The sequence below is a fragment of the Stenotrophomonas sp. genome (assembly GCF_032066555.1).
Taxonomy (GTDB): domain Bacteria; phylum Pseudomonadota; class Gammaproteobacteria; order Xanthomonadales; family Xanthomonadaceae; genus Stenotrophomonas.
Map to the genome: position 1 here is coordinate 325,670 of NZ_DAMBKV010000001.1, position 16,832 is coordinate 342,501.

Below are 16,832 nucleotides of genomic sequence, written 5' to 3' on the forward strand. Positions count from 1 at the left end.
ACGCCTTTGCCATTACGTCATCCCCGCGCAGGCGGGGATCGCTCTGGCTCCGGCAAACGCCTTTGCCATTACGTCATCCCCGCGCAGGCGGGGATCGCTCTGGCTCCGGCAGTTGCTTTTGTCATTGCGCCATCCCCGCCAAGGCAGGGATGGGGCGCAGGTAACATTGGGCTTCGGGCGACCTTTCGGAAGCCCGGAGCCTTTTTCGCATCCAGCCTTGGCTGGATGAATACAGCAACAGATCCAGAGGTGAACCGGCGTGAGTGATATCCAACCCCAGCAGTGCGATCTGTTGATCGAAGCCGGTTACGTGGTGCCGGTAGAACCGCATGCGGTGGTGCTTGAGGACCACGCGGTAGCCATCAGCAACGGCGTTATCGTCGCGGTGCTGCCACGTGCCGAGGCCCGCGCACGTTTCACCGCCAAGCAGGTCGTATCGCGCCCGGAAGCGGCGCTGATCCCCGGCCTGGTCAATGCCCACACCCATAACCCGATGACGCTGCTGCGCGGCATCGCCGATGACCTGCCGCTGATGACCTGGTTGCGCGAGCACATCTGGCCGGTGGAAGCGGCGGTGATCGGCCCGGAGTTCGTCGCCGACGGCACCACCCTGGCCATCGCCGAGATGCTGCGCGGTGGCACCACCTGCGCCAACGAGAACTATTTCTTCGCCGACGTGCAGGCCGCTGTCTACAAGCAGCACGGCTTCCGCGCGCTGGTGGGTTCGGTGGTGATCGATTTCCCCAGCGCCTGGGCCAGGACCGACGACGAGTACTTCGCCCGCGCCACTGAGCTGCACGATGCCTGGCGTGGCGACCCGCTGATCGGCACCGCGTTCGCGCCACATGCGCCGTATACGGTGAACGATGCCAATTTCGAGCGGGTGCGGATGCTGTCCGACCAGCTGGATATCCCGGTGCACCTGCACACGCACGAGACTGCGCAGGAAATCAGCGATTCCATCGCCCTGCACGGGCAGCGCCCGCTGGCGCGGTTGGACCGCCTGGGTCTGGTCAATGACCGCCTGATCGCCGTGCACATGACCCAGCTGACCGAGGCCGAGATCCACCTGTGCGCCGAGCGCGGCGTCAGCGTGGTGCATTGCCCGGAGTCGAACCTGAAGCTGGCCTCGGGCTTCTGCCCGGCCTGCGCGCTGGTGCGCGCCGGGGTCAACCTGGCCATCGGCACCGATGGCTGCGCCAGCAACAACGACCTGGACATGTTCAGCGAAAACCGCACCGCCGCCATCCTCGCCAAGGCCGTGGCCAACGATGCGACCGCGCTGGATGCGGCCACCACCCTGCGCGCATCGACGCTGGGTGGCGCCCGTGCCTTGGGCTTCGGCGACCGCATCGGTTCGATCGAGGTCGGCAAACAGGCCGATCTGGCCTGCGTGGACCTGTCTGCGCTGGAAACCCAGCCGCTGCATCATGTGTTGTCGCAGCTGGTGTATGCCGCCGGCCGCCATCAGGTCAGCGACGTGTGGATTGCCGGCAAGCCCAAGCTGGTCCAGCGTCAGCTGGTCGACATGGACATCGCCGCGATCACCGCCAATGCGCGCCAGTGGCGCGACCGCATCCGTACCATCCGCGCCTGAGTGCGCAACCGGCCGCCCCACGCGGCCGCACGAGGAAACCGATATGAGCGCAGCTTCCACTTCCACCAATTTCGATCAGGCCGAACTGGACAAGTTCGCCGCCTTGGCCACCCGCTGGTGGGACGCCGACGGCCCGCAGAAGCCGCTGCATGCGCTGAACCCGGTGCGTCTGAAGTACGTGGCCGACCGCGCCAGCCTGCGCGGTGCCAAAGTGCTGGATATCGGCTGCGGCGGCGGCCTGCTCAGCGAAGCGCTGGCAAAGGAAGGGGCGCAGGTGACCGCCATCGATCTGGCCCCGGAGCTGGTGAAGGTCGCGCGTTTGCACGGTCTGGAATCCGGCGTCAGCGTTGATTACCGGGTGCAGGCAGCCGAGGACCTGGCCGCAGAACAGCCGGGCAGCTACGACGTGGTGACCTGCATGGAGATGCTGGAGCACGTGCCTGATCCGGGCGCCATCATCGCTGCCTGCCATCGTCTGCTGCGTCCGGGCGGCAAGCTGTTCCTGTCCACCATCAACCGCACCCCGGCAGCATTTGCGGTCGCCATTGTCGGCGCCGAGTACATCGCCCGGCTGCTGCCCAAGGGCACGCACCACTACCAGGAATTCATCAAGCCGGCCGAGCTGGGCGCGTGGCTGCGTGCCGCCGACCTCTCGCTGCAGGATGTCAGCGGCATGGCCTACGAGCCGTGGCGCAACCGCGCCCGCCTGAGCAGCCGCACCGACATCAATTACCTGGCCTACGCGGTCAAGCCGGAACAGGCATGACCCGCACCTCGTTCCCGGCCGCGGTGCTGTTCGACCTGGACGGCACCTTGCTGGACAGCGCGCCGGATTTCGTCGTCACCGCCAACCGCATGCTGCAGGCACGCGGCATGGGCGAGGTTACGCTGGAGCAGCTGCGGCCGGCGGTATCCAAGGGCGCGCGGGCGATGCTGACGGTCGCCTTCCCGCAGATGGCCGAGGCCGAACGGCACGCGCTGGTGCCGGAGTTCCTCGAAATCTACGAGGCGCTGATCGGCCAGTACGCGACGCTCTTCGATGGCGTTGAGACCATGCTGCGGGCTCTGGAAGAGGCAGGCACCACTTGGGGCATCGTGACCAACAAGCCGGAGTACCTGGCCCGCCTGATCCTGCCGCAGCTCGGCTGGGAGCAGCGTTGTGCGGTGCTGATCGGTGGTGACACCCTGGCCGAGCGCAAGCCGCACCCCTTGCCGCTGGAGGTCGCCGCACAGCGGATCGACATCGCCGCCAGTGCCTGCGTCTACGTGGGCGACGACGAGCGCGACATCATCGCCGCGCGCGCGGCCGGCATGCCGTCGGTGGCCGCGCTGTGGGGTTACCGCCTGGATACGGACGACCCGCAAAGCTGGCAGGCCGACTGCCAGTACGAGCAACCGCAACAACTCTGGCAGCCCGCCGCATGGCCAGCTACCCAACCGGCTTCGGCCTGATTCAACAAAGAGGTTTGATGTGAGCAGTGCGCTGGACAGCTTCCTGGACAAGTGGCGGGAGCGTTGGCCGGAATGGGCCTTCGTGGAGCGTTTTGTCGACGAGGCCGATCGTGCCCGCAGCGTGGCGTGGTTTGCGCTGCTGCAGGAATTCGATGACATGCTCAATGCCAGCGGCGACACCACGCCGCAGGATGCCAAGCTGGCCTGGTGGGGCGAAGAGTTGCGTAGTTGGGACAGCCAGCGCTCCCGGCACCCGCTGGGTCGCTTGCTGGAGCCGGTGCGGGCGCCGTGGTCGCAGTTGGCTGATGCCTTGCCGAGCTTGATCGATGCGCGTGATCGCGTGGCCGATGGTGCCCAGGCGCGCAAGGTGTTGGCGCAGTACGCGACTGCGGCTGCGGCGGTGGAGGCGGCGATGTTTGGCAGCAAGCCTTCACCGGCGGCTGCCGAGGCGCTGACCACGCAGATGCTGGCGCTGCGGCTGCAGGAAAATGCCGCGGCGGTGCCGCAGGCCTTCAGCAATGAGATGGAATGGGACAAGGCCTTGCAGGCGGCCTGGCAGTCGCGCGTGGCCGGTCCGCGCCCGCGCCGTGTCTATGCGGTGCTGGCGCGTGGGCGCCAGCAGGCGCGCATTCGTGGCGGTGAGTACCAGCCGAGCCCGGCGGGCCTGCTTTGGCGCAGCTGGTGGGCGGCGCGGGGCTGAGCCGGTAGAGCACAAATTGCCGGAGCCTCTCCCTTCTCCCGCTTGCGGGAGAAGGTGCCCGAAGGACGGATGAGGGCAGCTTTGCGCTGTTGCTCTACGAGCTTCGCGGCTTACGCCGCTCCCACAAGCGTGGTTGGGGTGTGCCTGTAGAGCCGAGCCATGCTCGGCTGGGGCTCTACCGGTAAGGCCTCTGCCGAGCATGGCTCGGCACTACAGGTGAAGCTTTTGCCGAGCATGGCTCGGCACTACAGGTGAAGCTTTTGCCGAGCATGGCTCGGCACTACAGTCGCTTTGCTCTATTTGCCGCGCTCCAGCACCAGCAACGGGTCGATGCGGGTGTCGAACCAGTTCATGCCCCAGTGCAGGTGCGGGCCGGTTGCGCGGCCGGTTGCGCCCACTGCGGCGATGTTCTGCCCCTGCTCGATCCTGTCGCCGACCTTCACGTCGATCCGTGACAGGTGCAGGAAGTTGGAGCTGATGCCGAAGCCGTGGTCCAGCACCAACGTACCGCCAGTCAGGTACAGATCCGGGCCCGCAAATGTCACCACGCCGGCCGCCGGCGCCTTTACCGGGGTGCCGGTGGGCACGGCGATGTCCATGCCGGAATGGCCGCTGCCCGGCTGCCCGTTGTAAACCCGCGCATTGCCGAAGCGGCCACTGATGCGCCCCTGTACCGGCCAGATGAAGGTCTGGGTGAAGTCGGTGCGGTTGTCGTCGCGCTTGCGCGATTCGGTCACCTGGGCCTGTTCACGGGCAATGCGCTCGGCGATTGCCGGCGGCGGATTCACCGTCTTTGGCGGTACGCCGTTGACCCGTTCCACCGGCCAGTCGCGCGCAGTCACCGCAATCGAAACGCTCTCGCTGCCGCCATCGGGGCGCTGCACCTGTACCTGCAGCGGGCCTTTCTCGTCACGGCCGATGCCGAATACAACGCTGCCGTAGCTGCTGACCCTTAGCTGCCGACCCGCATAGCGGACCGTGCTGCCCGCCGGTACCTTGCCGATCACCATCGCGCCCTGCGAGGCACTGGCAGGGAGCACGACCCGGTTGTCGAGCAGGTTGCCGATGCCATCCTGCGCCTGCGCGGGCAGGGCGGTGAGCAGGGGCGGTGCAAGCAGCAGCGCACCCATCATCAGGACCGAACGCATCAACGGTCGTAGGTCATGCGCTGGCCGGCCGGTGCGCCCACCAGCTTGCTGCCGTCCCATACCTGTTGGCCGTTGACCCAGGTGGAGGCGATGCGCGAGCGGAAGGTGGTGCCCTCGAACGGCGACCAGCCGCACTTGGACAGCACGTCCTCGCGCTTGACCGTGAACGGCACGTCCTCGACCAGTACCAGGTCGGCGAAGTAACCCTCGCGCAGGAAGCCACGTTCTTCGACGTCGAACAGCTGTGCCGGAGCGTGGGCGAACTTCTGCACCACCTGTTCGCGGGTCAGCTTGCCTTCGTGCACGCGCTCCAGCGCGGCGACCAGCGCGTACTGCACCAGCGGCAGGCCGGACGGGGCCTGGGCGTAGGGCTTCTGCTTTTCTTCCCAGGTGTGCGGGGCGTGGTCGGTGGCCAGCACGTCGAGCACGTCATCGGCCAGCGCGGCGGTGATGGCCTCACGGTCGGATACTTCCTTGATCGCCGGGTTGCACTTGATCAGGTTGCCCTTGGTGGCGTAATCCGGGCGCGCGAAATGCAGGAAGTGCACGCAGGTCTCGGCGGTGATCTGCTTGCGGCTGCCATCGGCGCGGATCAGCGGGCCCTTCTCGAACAGCGCCAGCTCATCGGCGGTGGAGATGTGCAGCACGTGCAGGCGGGTGCCGTGCTTCTTCGCCAGCGACATCGCCAGGCGGGTGGACTTGATGCAGGCCTCGCGCGAGCGGATATCCGGATGCATGTCCGGGGTCAGCGCGTCGCCGTATTTTTCCTGAAACGCCTTCATGTTGGCATCGATCATCGGCGTGTCTTCACAGTGCGTGATGATCGGGGTAGGGCATTCGCGGAAGATCGCGTCCAGGGTTTCCGGGTTGTCGACCAGCATGTTGCCGGTGGAGGCCCCCATGAACACCTTCACGCCCGGGGCCTTCTTCGGGTCGAGCACGCGGATCGCTTCAAGGTTGTCGTTGCTGGCGCCGTGGTAGAAACCGTAATTGGCCCAGGCGCGGCCCTTGGCCAGTTCATACTTGGCTTCCAGGATGGTCGAGTCCAGGGTTGGCGGGTTGGTGTTGGGCATGTCCATGAAACTGGTCAGGCCGCCGGCCACGGCGGCCGCCGATTCGCTGGCGATATCGCCCTTGTGGGTCAGGCCTGGTTCGCGGAAGTGCACCTGGTCATCGATCATCCCGGGCAGCAGCCAGCGCCCGCCCGCATCCACCACCTGCTCGCCGTCGCGCGGGATCAGGCCGCTGCCGATCTGCGCGATACGGTCGTTCTCGATGCGCAGGTCGCCGTCGAAGGTGCGGCCTTCGTTGACCATGCGGGCATTGCGGATAAGGGTGGAGGACATGTCAGTGTTTTCCTGTGCAGCGGCAAGAGGGGGAATCGGCGCGCTCCGGGACCGGATCCAGTCCGCCCGGATGGAACGGATGGCAGCGCCCCAGCCGGCGCAGGGTAAGCCAACACCCCCGTAGCGGACCGTGTATACGGATCGCGTCCATGGAGTATTCCGAGCAGCTGGGGTAGAAACGACAGCGCGGCCCAAGCAGGGGGCTGATGAAGCGCTTGTAGCAGCGCAGTACGGCAATGAGGAGTCGGCCGATCACTGCTTAATGATAAGCCACTTGGCAAGCGAGCAGGATTTGTCGCAGGATGCGGGATGGCACCGGTAAAGACGACGTGCTTTCCGCTGCCAGCCAGGGGCGATGACGCGCCTGGTTACGTTCCGAACTGCGCGAAACGGTCCGGTGACGCCACCGGACCCGAACTGCACGGGCCGGGCATCCGTTCACATACGGTGCCCGGCGCGGTTGCTGCTGCTGGTCGGGTAGGCTATAAAGGCCCGCTTTCCCGGGCCCCGGGGGAAACAAGGAAGAGCGTTTCGTGGCTGCTAAAAAACCTGCAAAAAAGGCCGTCAAGGTCGCCAAGAAAACCGCCAAGCCCGTAGTCAAGAAGGCGGTGTCCAAGCCGGTTGCAAGCAAGCCGGTGGCCAAGGCTGCCAAGCCGGCCGCGAAGAAGGCACCCGCCACCAAGGCGGTTGCAAAGAAAACGCCGGTCAAGCCAGCAGCGCCTGCCAGCAAACCCGCCGCCAAGAAGGCTGCGGTTAAGACGGTAGTCGCTAAAAAGGCGACCCCCGTTGCCAAGAAGGCCGCAGTTAAAAAGGTGACCAAGCCGGTTGCCGCGCCAGTTGCCAAGAAGGCGGCTGCGCCGGTTGCCAAGGCCGCCAAGCCAACTGCCAAGCCGGTGGTTAAAAAGGTAGCCGAACCAGTGGCTGCCAAGACGCAGAAGACACCTGTCAAACCCGTGGTCAAGTCCGTACCGAAGCCAGCTGCAAAGCCGGCGGCGGCCAAGTCTGTCCCGGTCGAAGTCGCCAAGACGGCCCCAGCTCCGGCACCTGCGCCGGTTGCTGCCAAGCCGGCTGCCGCAGCCAAGACCCCGCAATCCAAGAATCCCGTGCCTGTTTCGAAATCCAACGTCAAAGCTCCCGTCAAATCCACCGCTCCTGTTGCCGTCCGTCCGGTCGGCAAGGTTGCAGTCGCCGTAACCGCGCGTTCGACCGCCCCGGCACCGCGCAGCAAGTACAAGGTCGTCGAGTACGACATCGACGAGGCCACTGGCCGTCCGATCCTGCCGGCCGGCTACAAGCCGAGCGCGGATGAGGAGTACATGAGCACGCTGCAGCAGGAGTACTTCCGCCAGCGCCTGCTCAACTGGCGCGCGGACCTGGTCGAGGAATCGAAGCAGACCATCGAAAACCTGCGCGACGAAGTACGTGACATCGGCGATGAGGCCGAACGTGCCACCCGCGAAACGGAGAACTCGCTGGAACTGCGCACCCGCGACCGCTACCGCAAGCTGATCGGCAAGATCGACAGCACGCTCAAGCGCCTGGAAGCCGGCGACTACGGTTTCTGCGTCGATACCGGCGAAGACATCGGCCTCGACCGCCTGGAGGCGCGCCTGACCGCCGAGCGTACGATTGATGCGCAGGAACGTTGGGAACACCTGCAGAAGCAGCAGGGCGACTGATACCCGCGCCGTCATTGATCCACGGAAACCCCGCCAAGGCGGGGTTTTCCTTTTCCGGAGACGTCATGTCCACTCAACAAGACTTCATGCGCCGTGCTGTTGCGCTGGCACGGGCCAATATCGCCGAAGGCGGGCGCCCGTTCGGCGCGGTGCTGGTCAAGGATGGCCAGGTATTGGCCGAAGCGGCCAACAGCATCCATGCAAGCCACGATCCCACCGATCATGCGGAGATGCGCGCCATTCGCCATGCCAGTGCGGTGCTGGCATCGCCACGTCTGGACGGATGTGTGGTCTATGCCAGTGGCCACCCCTGTCCGATGTGCCTGGCTGCCATGTATCTGTGTGGCATCGAGCAGGCATGGTTCGCCTATTCGAACGAGGAAGGAGAGCCATTCGGCCTGTCCACGGCAGCGGTTTACGCGCGTCTGGCGTTGGGGCCGCAGGCGCCTGGGTCGGGGCTCGGTGTGCTGCGCCCCGAGGGCGAGCAGGGCTTGTATGCCGAATGGGCGCGAGCACGCTGAAGCGCTGCCGCGGTGAGCTCAGGTGACCTGCAGCGACTGCTGCAGCCGTTGCAGATAGTCTTCGAAATACCTGTCGAGGTCGATCTTTCCCGGATGACGCAGCCACAGAAGTTGCAGGCCATCCATCATCGCAATCAGTTCGGCGGCGATCTGGTCCGGATCCGCCGTCGGCGTTACCTCACCGCACTGCTGGGCATGACGCAGGCTGTGGGCGATGTACTGGAGCATCAAGCCGGAACGGCGATGGAACCAGTCCTGTGCAGGATGATCCTCGCTCAGGCTTTCGGCGTTGAGTAGCGAAAACGCCTTGATCACGCCGGGGAGCTCGGCATTGGCGCGATTGACCAGACGCAGTTGCTCCAGCACCCGCGACCAGGGAAGCGGCGGGCCCGCTGCCGCTTCCTTCAGCGTGTAATCGTGCGGGTAATCCGGCAGGCGTGGGCTGCGCTGGTCGCGCACCTCAAGCACCGCCAGCAGCATCTCCGTCTTGCTGGGGAAATGATGCAGCAGGCCAGGCAGGGTCAGGCCGACCTGGTTTGCAACCTCGGCGAAGGAGGCGTTGCTGAAGCCGGTACGTGCGAATACGTGCATTGCCGCATCAAGAATCTGCTGACGTCGTTGCTCGCCCTTGGGCGAACGACGGCGTGCGCGGGCGATGGTCGAGTTCTGGGGTGAGGTTGGCAAAGTGCGATCCGGCGATGGCATGAGCGGGAGTGTATCTGGCGCGACGGCAGGCGTTGTCGTCCATCGATCTGTACCCACGTCACAGTTTTTGACAAACCTACCGAGTGATAGGTTTACTGCCGCCGCGTCGCCGTAACGGTCAGTGCGGGTAGAGCCGCAACACCCTCCGGAAGGGGCTGCTTTGAGTCGGGTCTAGTCATCGCATTGCCAGCGCGATGGCAGCGGAGCGGTCGACTCCAGCCGAGGAAGAACGTGCCGGAACGCCGATGCCGGAATGCCAGCAGGGGAGAAATCGCCCACGCAGTGCATGCCGAGTTGCTGTGTCCGTGCGGTCGGCTGATGTCGCGACGCTGACCGCTCTTCATCACCCTGGGAGAGAGAAGCAATGCGCACGTACTGTCGTAACGGGAGGGGCAGCATCTTCAGCACGCTGCTGTCGTTTGTTTTTCTTGGCGCAGCCACGTCGGCTGCAAACGCGCAGCCGACCGAGGGCGCTGCCGGCGCACCACTGCCGGACGGGTTGTCCGTTGCCGACCTGCAGGATCCGCCGTCCGGCGAACCTGCATCAACGCAGGCTGCGGTTCCGGGTTGTCGTGACTACGATGCTTTCGTAAGTCGGGGTTCGGAATCCCCCATCATCACCACCTGCGAAACACTGTCCCCGGATCTATTGGGCCTGCGGCCGAAGCTGTACGACAACGGTTGGATGTTCATGGGTTTCTATAGTGCTGCGGAAACCTATGATCTGCGGGGGGCAGGAGGCGCGCCCACAGGTGTACAACGGGCAGCGACCCAGCTTCAGCGGCACCTTGGTCACCATCACCACCTATGACCTGTCGCGGCTGGGTTGGTGGGGCAGGAAGTCGCAATTGACCTTCGAGGCGAACAGTTGGCGCACCACGTACCGCGATGCGGGCATGAATGATGACGCTGCGGTTTCGCAGTTGTCGGTGGAGCAGGAGTTCAAGGACGGGCGCGTGCGTCTGCAGTACGGCTACTACGGCATGCTCGGGCAGTTCATCGGCCTGTTTCTGGGGGCCAGCACCGCCTCCTCGGCGTTGGGGCCCACCAGCATCATTCCGAATCTTGCCGGCATGGCAGCGTTCAAGCCGGTACCCGGTGTCGACGTGCGGCTGTACTCGAAGAACGGCCGTTTCTATGACCATTTCGGTGTCGCCCGCTCACAGCACCCCGATGGATTTCTGGCTGACAGCAAAGCCAATCCGACAGGGCTGAAGTGGAGCGTGGAGGACACCAAGCCCATCTACGTGAACGAAATCGGCTACCGCGTGGCCTCCAGTGCCGATAGCCGCATGACCTGGATACGTCAGGGCACGCTATACAACCGCACGCTTTACCAGGATTTCAGCAAAGCTGGTGCGAAGGGCAGCAACCGTGCGTTCTATCTGATTGCCGATCATCAATTCACCCAGCCTGATATATCGATGCCTTACCGCGGGTGGTATTTCAATCTGAAGACCAATTATGCGGCGCCGGAGCACAACATCTTCACCGCGGACTATGCGGCCACGCTGTACAGCCTGGCGCCTTTCGCCAAGCGTCCGGGTGACATGATTTCCATCGGCTATACGTACAACAAGATCAGCAAGGATGCGCAGAACTACCTTGGCTCGATGGGTATGGAGCCTGTGCGTTTCAGCAGCACCGCTTCGGTGTCTTATGCCTTGCGGGCGCTACGTGGCATCTATTGGGTCAATACCTTGAGCTATACGCGCAATCCGGTGATCACCCAGCAACACCCGGATGCTATGACCCTGCAAAGCCAGCTGACGTTCTCGTTCTAGATCGTCCCCGGCCGCGATAGCTGGCCGGATGTTCGTGCCGTTGCAGGACAGCAACCTCGCCAAGGGGTATCCCCGCCGGCGCGCTGCCTGCTGTCAGGCGCGATCGCACTCAGGCGCGTTCCGTACAAGGGCGCGCTAGTTCCCAGCCCCTAGTGCCCCTTCCAGACAGGGGCCGAAACCGGAGTGTTCGACATGGTGATGAAGCGCAGCATGCACGGGCTCGAGCCTTGGCTGATTGGCCTGGCCGTGAGCCCGTTGTTGACCCCGTTGGCCGTGGCTGGCGGCCCCCCGCAGCTCGGGCAGGCGCCGTTGGAGCAGGTTCTCGCAGCCATGACCCTGCAGGAAAAAGTGGAGCTGGTCACCGGCCAGGGCATGGTGTTCCCGGGACTGCCTGACGATATGCAGGCGCCGGTGGTCGGCTCCATCGAGAACAAGGTGGACGGCGCGGCGGGAGCGACGGTCGCGGTACCGCGGCTGGGTATTCCGTCGCTGGTATTTGCGGATGGGCCCGCAGGCGTGCGTATTTCCGCCACGCGCAAGGACGCGCCGGGTCGGACCTTCCACGCAACTGCATTCCCGATTGGCACGGCGCTGGCAAGCAGCTGGGATCTGTCTCTGGTCCAGCGGGTCGGTGCGGCAATGGGCGATGAGGCCGCCGCTTATGGCGTGGATGTCGTATTGGCACCGGGGCAGAACATCCATCGCTATCCCCTGGGTGGGCGCAATTTCGAGTACTACTCCGAAGACCCGTTGGTCAGCGGCGAGACAGCTGCAGCCTTGGTGAGAGGGCTGCAGGAAAGAGGAGTGGGGGCATCGATGAAGCACTTTGCGGTGAACAACCAGGAATGGAATCGCAACACCATCAACGTCAAGGTGGATGAGCGGGCGTTGCGTGAGCTATACCTCAAGGGCTTTGAAATCACCGCTCGCAAAGGCCAGCCGTGGACGGTCATGTCCGCCTACAACAAGCTCAACGGTTCATACGCCTCGGAGAACGCTTGGTTGCTGACGGATGTGCTGCGCTCGCAGTGGGGATACCAGGGGCTGGTGATGACGGACTGGTTTGGTGGCCAGGACGCGGTCGCGCAGATGCAGGCGGGCAACGAACTGCTGATGCCGGGCACCGGCAAGCAACGCAGGGCCATTCAGGGCGCGGTTGAAACCGGCAAATTGGACCAGGCCGTATTGGATCGCAATGTGGCGCGGGTACTGGAACTGGCAATGCGCAGCCGTGCCTTCAAGCAGTTGCCGCATTCGGATGCGCCGGACTTGAAAGCGAGCGCGGAACTGTCGCGCAGTGCGGGCGCGCAAAGCATGGTGTTGTTGAAGAATGAAGGGGCTGTTTTGCCACTGCCGCCTGCTTCGCGGGTGGCGCTGCTCGGGCATGGCAGCTATCAGGTCATTACCGGTGGCACGGGCAGCGGTGATGTGAACAAGGCGTATTCGGTCGATCTGCAGCGTGGAATGGCGAATGCGGGCTACCGCAATGCCGATGAGCTGGAGAAGTTGTATGTCCCCTACATCGACAAGGAGCTGGCCAAGCTGCCAAAGGCGGAGTGGTACCAGGTCACCCCGCTTATTCCCGAGCTGGCGGTAGAGGAAGCGCGGTTGCAGCGGCTGGCGCGGGAGCAGGAAGTGGCGGTGGTGAGCATTGGCCGTGGCTCGGGAGAATCGGTGGATCGTGCTGTCGAAGGTGATTTCCTTTTGACTGCGGCCGAGCGGCAGCTGCTGGAGCGCACGGCCAAGGCGTTCCATGCCCAGGGCAAGAAGGTGGTTGTCGTACTGAATATCGCAGGTGTGGTAGAAACCGCCAGTTGGAGCGGGCTTGTCGATGCGATCCTGCTGGCCTGGTTGCCCGGCCAGGAGGCCGGCAATGCGATGGCCGATGTGTTGTCCGGGGCTGTGAACCCTTCCGGCAAGCTGGCCGATACATTCGCATTGCACTTGAGTGACTATCCTGCCAGCCAGGGTTTCCCGGGCAAGGAGCTGTTGGGGCCGGATCCGAATGCGAAGTTTCCCTTCAGCAAGATCGCACGCGCCGCCGAAGTGGAGTACAGCGATGGTATCTGGGTTGGCTACCGGCACTTTGACAGACGTCAGGTGGAGGTGGCGTACCCGTTTGGTTTCGGTCTGTCCTACACCACGTTCGACTACGACGCATTGACGGTGGATGCCAGCGCTGATGGGCCAGTACGGGCAAGCGTGAGGATTACCAATACCGGGAGTGTTGCCGGCCAGGAAGTGGCGCAGGTCTATGTCAGTGCGCCGGGTGGCACGCTGCAGAAGCCGGCCCAGGAATTGCGCGCGTTCGGCAAGACGACGCTGCTGCAGCCAGGGCAATCGCAGGTGCTGCAGTTCGAGATCGAGGGCAAGGATCTGGCCTCGTTCGACAGTGGCCGCGGGCGCTGGGTCGCCGATCGCGGCAGCTACAGCCTGCGCGTTGGCGCTTCTTCACGCGACATCCGTGTGCAGCAGGCATTCGAGAGGGCCCAGGAGCGCGAATACGCACCGTGATCCGAACGTCGTTGTGAGGGAAAGCGCCGGAGCCTCGCAGCCCCGGCGCTCTCCTGCCTACAGGTCCTGAAGGTTGTCCAGCCTGCGCAGCTGCGGTGCTTTCCATGCAGTGATGGCCGCAACGCCGAGCACCGCACAACCGCCGATCACCACGGCGGTCACCAGCCCCAGCAGGCGCGCCATGCTGCCGCCGTAGAACGCGCCCAGCTCGTTGGAGGAGCTGATGAAAATGCCGTTGATGGAGGACACCCGACCGCGCATCTCATCGGGCGTCACCAACTGCATGATGGTCGAGCGCACCACCACCGAGACGCCATCGCAGGCGCCGTAGAACACCAGGATGGCGGCCGAGAGCCAGAAGCTGCGCGACAGCCCGAAGGCGATCACGCACAGGCCGAAGCCGGCGACGGCGAACAACAGCACGCGCCCGGCGTTGCGGCGCAGCGGGTGCCGGGCCAGCCACAGGCCGACCGCAATCGAGCCCAGGGCCGGTGCCGCGCGCAGGATGCCCAGGCCTTCCGGGCCGTAATGCAGGATGTCCTGGATGAAGGCTGGCAGCATCGCCACCACGCCGCCCAGCAGTACCGAGAACATGTCCAGCGCCATCGCGCCCAGCATGATCTGGTTGGACAACACGAAGCGTGCACCCTCGGCGATGCTGGCAAAGATCGGCGCGCGAGTCTGTGGGGGTGCCGGTTCGCTGACCTTGAGCGAGGCGAGGGCGACCAGTGCCAGCACCGCCATTGCCGCGGCCACGCCGTAGGACAGGCCCTTGCCGCCTACGGCCACCAATACGCCGCCCAGCGCGGGGCCGAGCACCATGCCGGCCTGGAACACCACCGTGCCAAAGCCGGCGCCGCGCGCGAACTGCTCACGCTTGAGCACGCGTGCAAACAAGGCGTTGTAGACCGGCGAGAGGAAGGCGCGGACCATGCCGGTCAGCGCGACGGCCAGGTAGATCGGCCACACGCCCTTGACCGGCAGCCAGCCGCTGGCGACGGCGACCAGCATCAAGGCGGTGGCGATCAGGCCCAGGCAGGCGGTCATGCCCAGCTTGCGGCGTGGCAGGTGATCGACCAGGTAGCCGGCAAACGGCGCCACGCAGAAATACGGCAGCACTTCGGCCAGGCCGATCAGGCCCAGCGAGAACGGATTGCGGGTGACTTCATAGATATGCCAGCCGACCGTGACCGCGACGATCTGGTAGGACAGCATGCCGGCGATGCGGTACAGCAGCAGCCGGGTGTAGCCGGGTTGGCGCAGCAGCTCGCCGATGGAGCCGGGGGGGCTCACTGGCGGGCTTGGGCGGTGTCGCGGATGAAGGCCAGCATCGCGGCCAGGCCGTTGCTGCGGGTCGGCGACAGGTGCTTTGCCAGGCCGATGGCGGACACATAGTCCGGATCGGTGGCGAGGATCTCAGCGGCCGAGCGGCCCGAGTACACGCGCAGTGCCAGATAGATCAGGCCCGAGACAATCGCCGAGTCGCTGATGGCGTGGAAGACCAGTTTGTCGGCATCGCCTTCGGGCACGATCCAGACCATGGACTGGCAGCCGAGCAGGCGGTGTTCTTCGGTCTTCCACTCTTCCGGGAAGGTGGGCAGCTTGCGGCCGAGGTCGATCAGGTACTGGTAGCGTTCGGACCAGTCACCGAAGAAAGAGAATTCCTCGGCAATGGCGGCCTGGGCGTCGGCGGCGGTGGGTTCGAGCGGGAAGGGGGAGTTGGTCATTGTGGGTCCTGTGCTTGGCCGCTCGCCTTGGTGGTGAGGGGCTTTGGGTGGGGTGCTGGGAGGACTCTCCCTCACCCCAACCCCTCTCCCGGAGGGAGAGGGGCTCAGTGCGCCGCGAGCCGGCGCTATGTATGCAATTGCAGCTTCCGCTTAAGCCCCTCTCCCGTTCACGGGAGAGGGGTTGGGGTGAGGGGAAGCCTTACCCGCGCTTCCAGCGCACGCCCTGCGGCGTGTCTTCCAGCACGATGTTCTCCGCCGCCAGCTGGTCGCGGATGGCGTCGGCGCGGGCGAAGTCGCGTGCCTGCTTGGCGGCGATACGCTCGTCGATCAGGGCCTGGATGCGTGCGTCGTCGCCCTCGGCGGCACCGCGCCCGAACCAGTCGGCCGGCGCCTGCTGCAGCAGCCCCAAGGCCAGGCCGGCGCCCAGCAGCTCGCGCTTCAGGCGCTGCTTGTCGTCGCCGGACTCGGCCTTGCGCGCCTCGCTGGCAATGCGCGCCACTTCGGCCAGGGCCAGCGGGGTGTTGAGGTCGTCGTCCAGCGCGGCTTCGACGCTGGCCGGAATGCTGGCAACAGCCTCCACATCGGCCAGATCACGCAGCGTGCCGTACAGCCGGTCCAGGGTGCGCACCGACTGCTCGATCAGCGCATCGGACCACTCCAGCGGCTGCCGGTAATGCGCCGACAACAGCGCATAGCGCAGCGCTTCCGGCGGATGCTGGCGGACCAGGTCGTGCACACGCTGGATATTGCCGATCGACTTGCTCATCTTGCCGCCGTCGAAGTTGAGCATGCCGTTGTGCAGCCAGAAGCGGGCGAAGGTCTGCCCGCCGTGGGCGCAGACGCTTTGCGCGATCTCGTTCTCATGGTGCGGGAACTGCAGGTCGACGCCGCCGGCATGGATGTCGATGGTCGGGCCCAGGTGGGCGGCGGCCATTGCCGAGCACTCGATATGCCAGCCCGGGCGGCCACGGCCCCAGGGCGAGTCCCAGCCCGGCAGGTCGTCGCTGGAGGGCTTCCACAGCACGAAATCGCCGGCATCACGCTTGTACGGGGCGACCTCGACGCGGGCGCCGGCCAGCATTTCCTCCGGGTCGCGCCGCGAGAGTTTGCCGTAGTCGGCGAAGCTGGCGACCGAGAACAGCACATGGCCCTCGGCAGCATAGGCGTGGCCGGTGCTGATCAGCTGCTCGATCATCGTGATGATCTGCGGCATGTGCGCGGTGGCCTCCGGCTCGATATCCGGCGGTACCACGCCCAGCGCGGCCATGTCCTCGCGGTAGGCGGCGGCAAAACGGTCGGTGATGGTCGAGATCGGCACGCCCTGGTCCTTGGCCGCGGCGTTGATCTTGTCGTCAACGTCGGTGATGTTGCGCGCGTAGCGCAGTTTTCCGTAGCGGCGACGCAGCAGGTCGGCCAGCACCCCGAACACCACCGGGCCGCGCGCATTGCCGATATGTACATAGTTGTAGACCGTGGGGCCGCACACATACAGGGTGGGGGCGGCGGGGTCGAGCGGAGCAAACGGCTCCAGCTGCCGCGTCAGGTTGTTGTGCAGGCGCAGGGTCATGGCAATCCGGGGGTGAGCGAACCTGCCAATTCTAGCGGTCCGGGCCGGGTCGGGCACCCCCGGGCTGGGCAATACGCGTACGGATGGGTAAT

The 16,832-nt window shown here is 65.1% G+C and carries 15 protein-coding genes; 8 read left to right on the forward strand and 7 right to left on the reverse strand.

Annotated elements, in window-relative coordinates; all coding sequences use genetic code 11:
• The first annotated feature begins 259 nt into the window (after positions 1-259).
• The 4 genes from RT131_RS01485 to RT131_RS01500 are packed head-to-tail and all read left to right on the forward strand — an operon-like array spanning position 260 to position 3,749.
• Entirely contained in the window at positions 260-1,597 is a 1,338-nt protein-coding gene (locus tag RT131_RS01485; protein ID WP_313169623.1) for a TRZ/ATZ family hydrolase, read from the forward strand.
• A gap of 43 nt (positions 1,598-1,640) precedes the next feature.
• The gene (gene ubiG, locus RT131_RS01490; protein ID WP_313169624.1) at positions 1,641-2,363 is read left to right on the forward strand and encodes a bifunctional 2-polyprenyl-6-hydroxyphenol methylase/3-demethylubiquinol 3-O-methyltransferase UbiG; all 723 of its coding nucleotides are present in this window, start codon (positions 1,641-1,643) and stop codon (positions 2,361-2,363) included.
• Positions 2,360-3,049 (forward strand): phosphoglycolate phosphatase, encoded by a 690-nt coding sequence (locus RT131_RS01495; protein WP_313169626.1) that lies wholly within the window; start codon positions 2,360-2,362, stop codon positions 3,047-3,049. The genes ubiG and RT131_RS01495 overlap by 4 nt, the downstream gene beginning before the upstream one ends.
• A 19-nt stretch (positions 3,050-3,068) precedes the next feature.
• Positions 3,069-3,749, forward strand: a complete 681-nt coding sequence (locus tag RT131_RS01500; protein ID WP_313169628.1) for a phytoene/squalene synthase family protein — start codon at positions 3,069-3,071, stop codon at positions 3,747-3,749.
• A gap of 296 nt (positions 3,750-4,045) precedes the next feature.
• Here RT131_RS01500 and RT131_RS01505 read toward each other — a convergent pair whose 3' ends face one another.
• From RT131_RS01505 to yidD, 3 genes are read right to left on the reverse strand one after another with little or no spacing between them, the layout of a single operon-like run.
• Complete coding sequence (locus RT131_RS01505) at positions 4,046-4,897, reverse strand: peptidoglycan DD-metalloendopeptidase family protein (RefSeq protein WP_313169629.1); 852 nt, start codon at positions 4,895-4,897, stop codon at positions 4,046-4,048.
• Entirely contained in the window at positions 4,897-6,243 is a 1,347-nt protein-coding gene (locus RT131_RS01510) for a dihydroorotase (RefSeq protein ID WP_313169630.1), read from the reverse strand. Before RT131_RS01510 ends, RT131_RS01505 begins: the two co-directional genes overlap by 1 nt.
• 1 nt (position 6,244) lies before the next feature.
• Entirely contained in the window at positions 6,245-6,499 is a 255-nt protein-coding gene (gene yidD, locus RT131_RS01515; RefSeq protein WP_083491069.1) for a membrane protein insertion efficiency factor YidD, read from the reverse strand.
• Between the two features lie 277 nt (positions 6,500-6,776).
• Between yidD and dksA the strand changes: the two genes are divergently transcribed.
• Together dksA and RT131_RS01525 are read left to right on the forward strand one after the other, a co-directional pair.
• Entirely contained in the window at positions 6,777-7,922 is a 1,146-nt protein-coding gene (gene dksA / locus RT131_RS01520) for an RNA polymerase-binding protein DksA (RefSeq protein WP_313169633.1), read from the forward strand.
• A gap of 65 nt (positions 7,923-7,987) precedes the next feature.
• Complete coding sequence (locus RT131_RS01525) at positions 7,988-8,443, forward strand: nucleoside deaminase (RefSeq protein WP_313169635.1); 456 nt, start codon at positions 7,988-7,990, stop codon at positions 8,441-8,443.
• An 18-nt stretch (positions 8,444-8,461) separates the two neighbouring features.
• Here RT131_RS01525 and RT131_RS01530 read toward each other — a convergent pair whose 3' ends face one another.
• On the reverse strand, positions 8,462-9,127 hold the full coding sequence (locus RT131_RS01530) for a TetR/AcrR family transcriptional regulator (protein ID WP_313169637.1): 666 nt from the start codon (positions 9,125-9,127) through the stop codon (positions 8,462-8,464).
• Between the two features lie 773 nt (positions 9,128-9,900).
• Here RT131_RS01530 and RT131_RS01535 point away from each other — a divergent pair.
• Both RT131_RS01535 and RT131_RS01540 read left to right on the forward strand, forming a co-directional pair.
• The gene (locus tag RT131_RS01535; protein ID WP_313169638.1) at positions 9,901-10,932 is read left to right on the forward strand and encodes a carbohydrate porin; all 1,032 of its coding nucleotides are present in this window, start codon (positions 9,901-9,903) and stop codon (positions 10,930-10,932) included.
• A 192-nt stretch (positions 10,933-11,124) separates the two neighbouring features.
• Complete coding sequence (locus RT131_RS01540; protein ID WP_313169639.1) at positions 11,125-13,446, forward strand: glycoside hydrolase family 3 C-terminal domain-containing protein; 2,322 nt, start codon at positions 11,125-11,127, stop codon at positions 13,444-13,446.
• Positions 13,447-13,503: 57 nt separating this feature from the next.
• Here RT131_RS01540 and RT131_RS01545 read toward each other — a convergent pair whose 3' ends face one another.
• From RT131_RS01545 to cysS, 3 genes are all read right to left on the reverse strand, one after another.
• Positions 13,504-14,739: an MFS transporter gene (locus RT131_RS01545; RefSeq protein WP_313169641.1), complete on the reverse strand. Its 1,236-nt coding sequence runs from the start codon at positions 14,737-14,739 to the stop codon at positions 13,504-13,506.
• On the reverse strand, positions 14,736-15,173 hold the full coding sequence (locus tag RT131_RS01550; protein WP_293713995.1) for a SufE family protein: 438 nt from the start codon (positions 15,171-15,173) through the stop codon (positions 14,736-14,738). The genes RT131_RS01545 and RT131_RS01550 overlap by 4 nt, the downstream gene beginning before the upstream one ends.
• 199 nt (positions 15,174-15,372) lie before the next feature.
• Positions 15,373-16,740, reverse strand: a complete 1,368-nt coding sequence (cysS, locus tag RT131_RS01555) for a cysteine--tRNA ligase (RefSeq protein WP_313169643.1) — start codon at positions 16,738-16,740, stop codon at positions 15,373-15,375.
• Between the last annotated feature and the right edge of the window lie 92 nt (positions 16,741-16,832).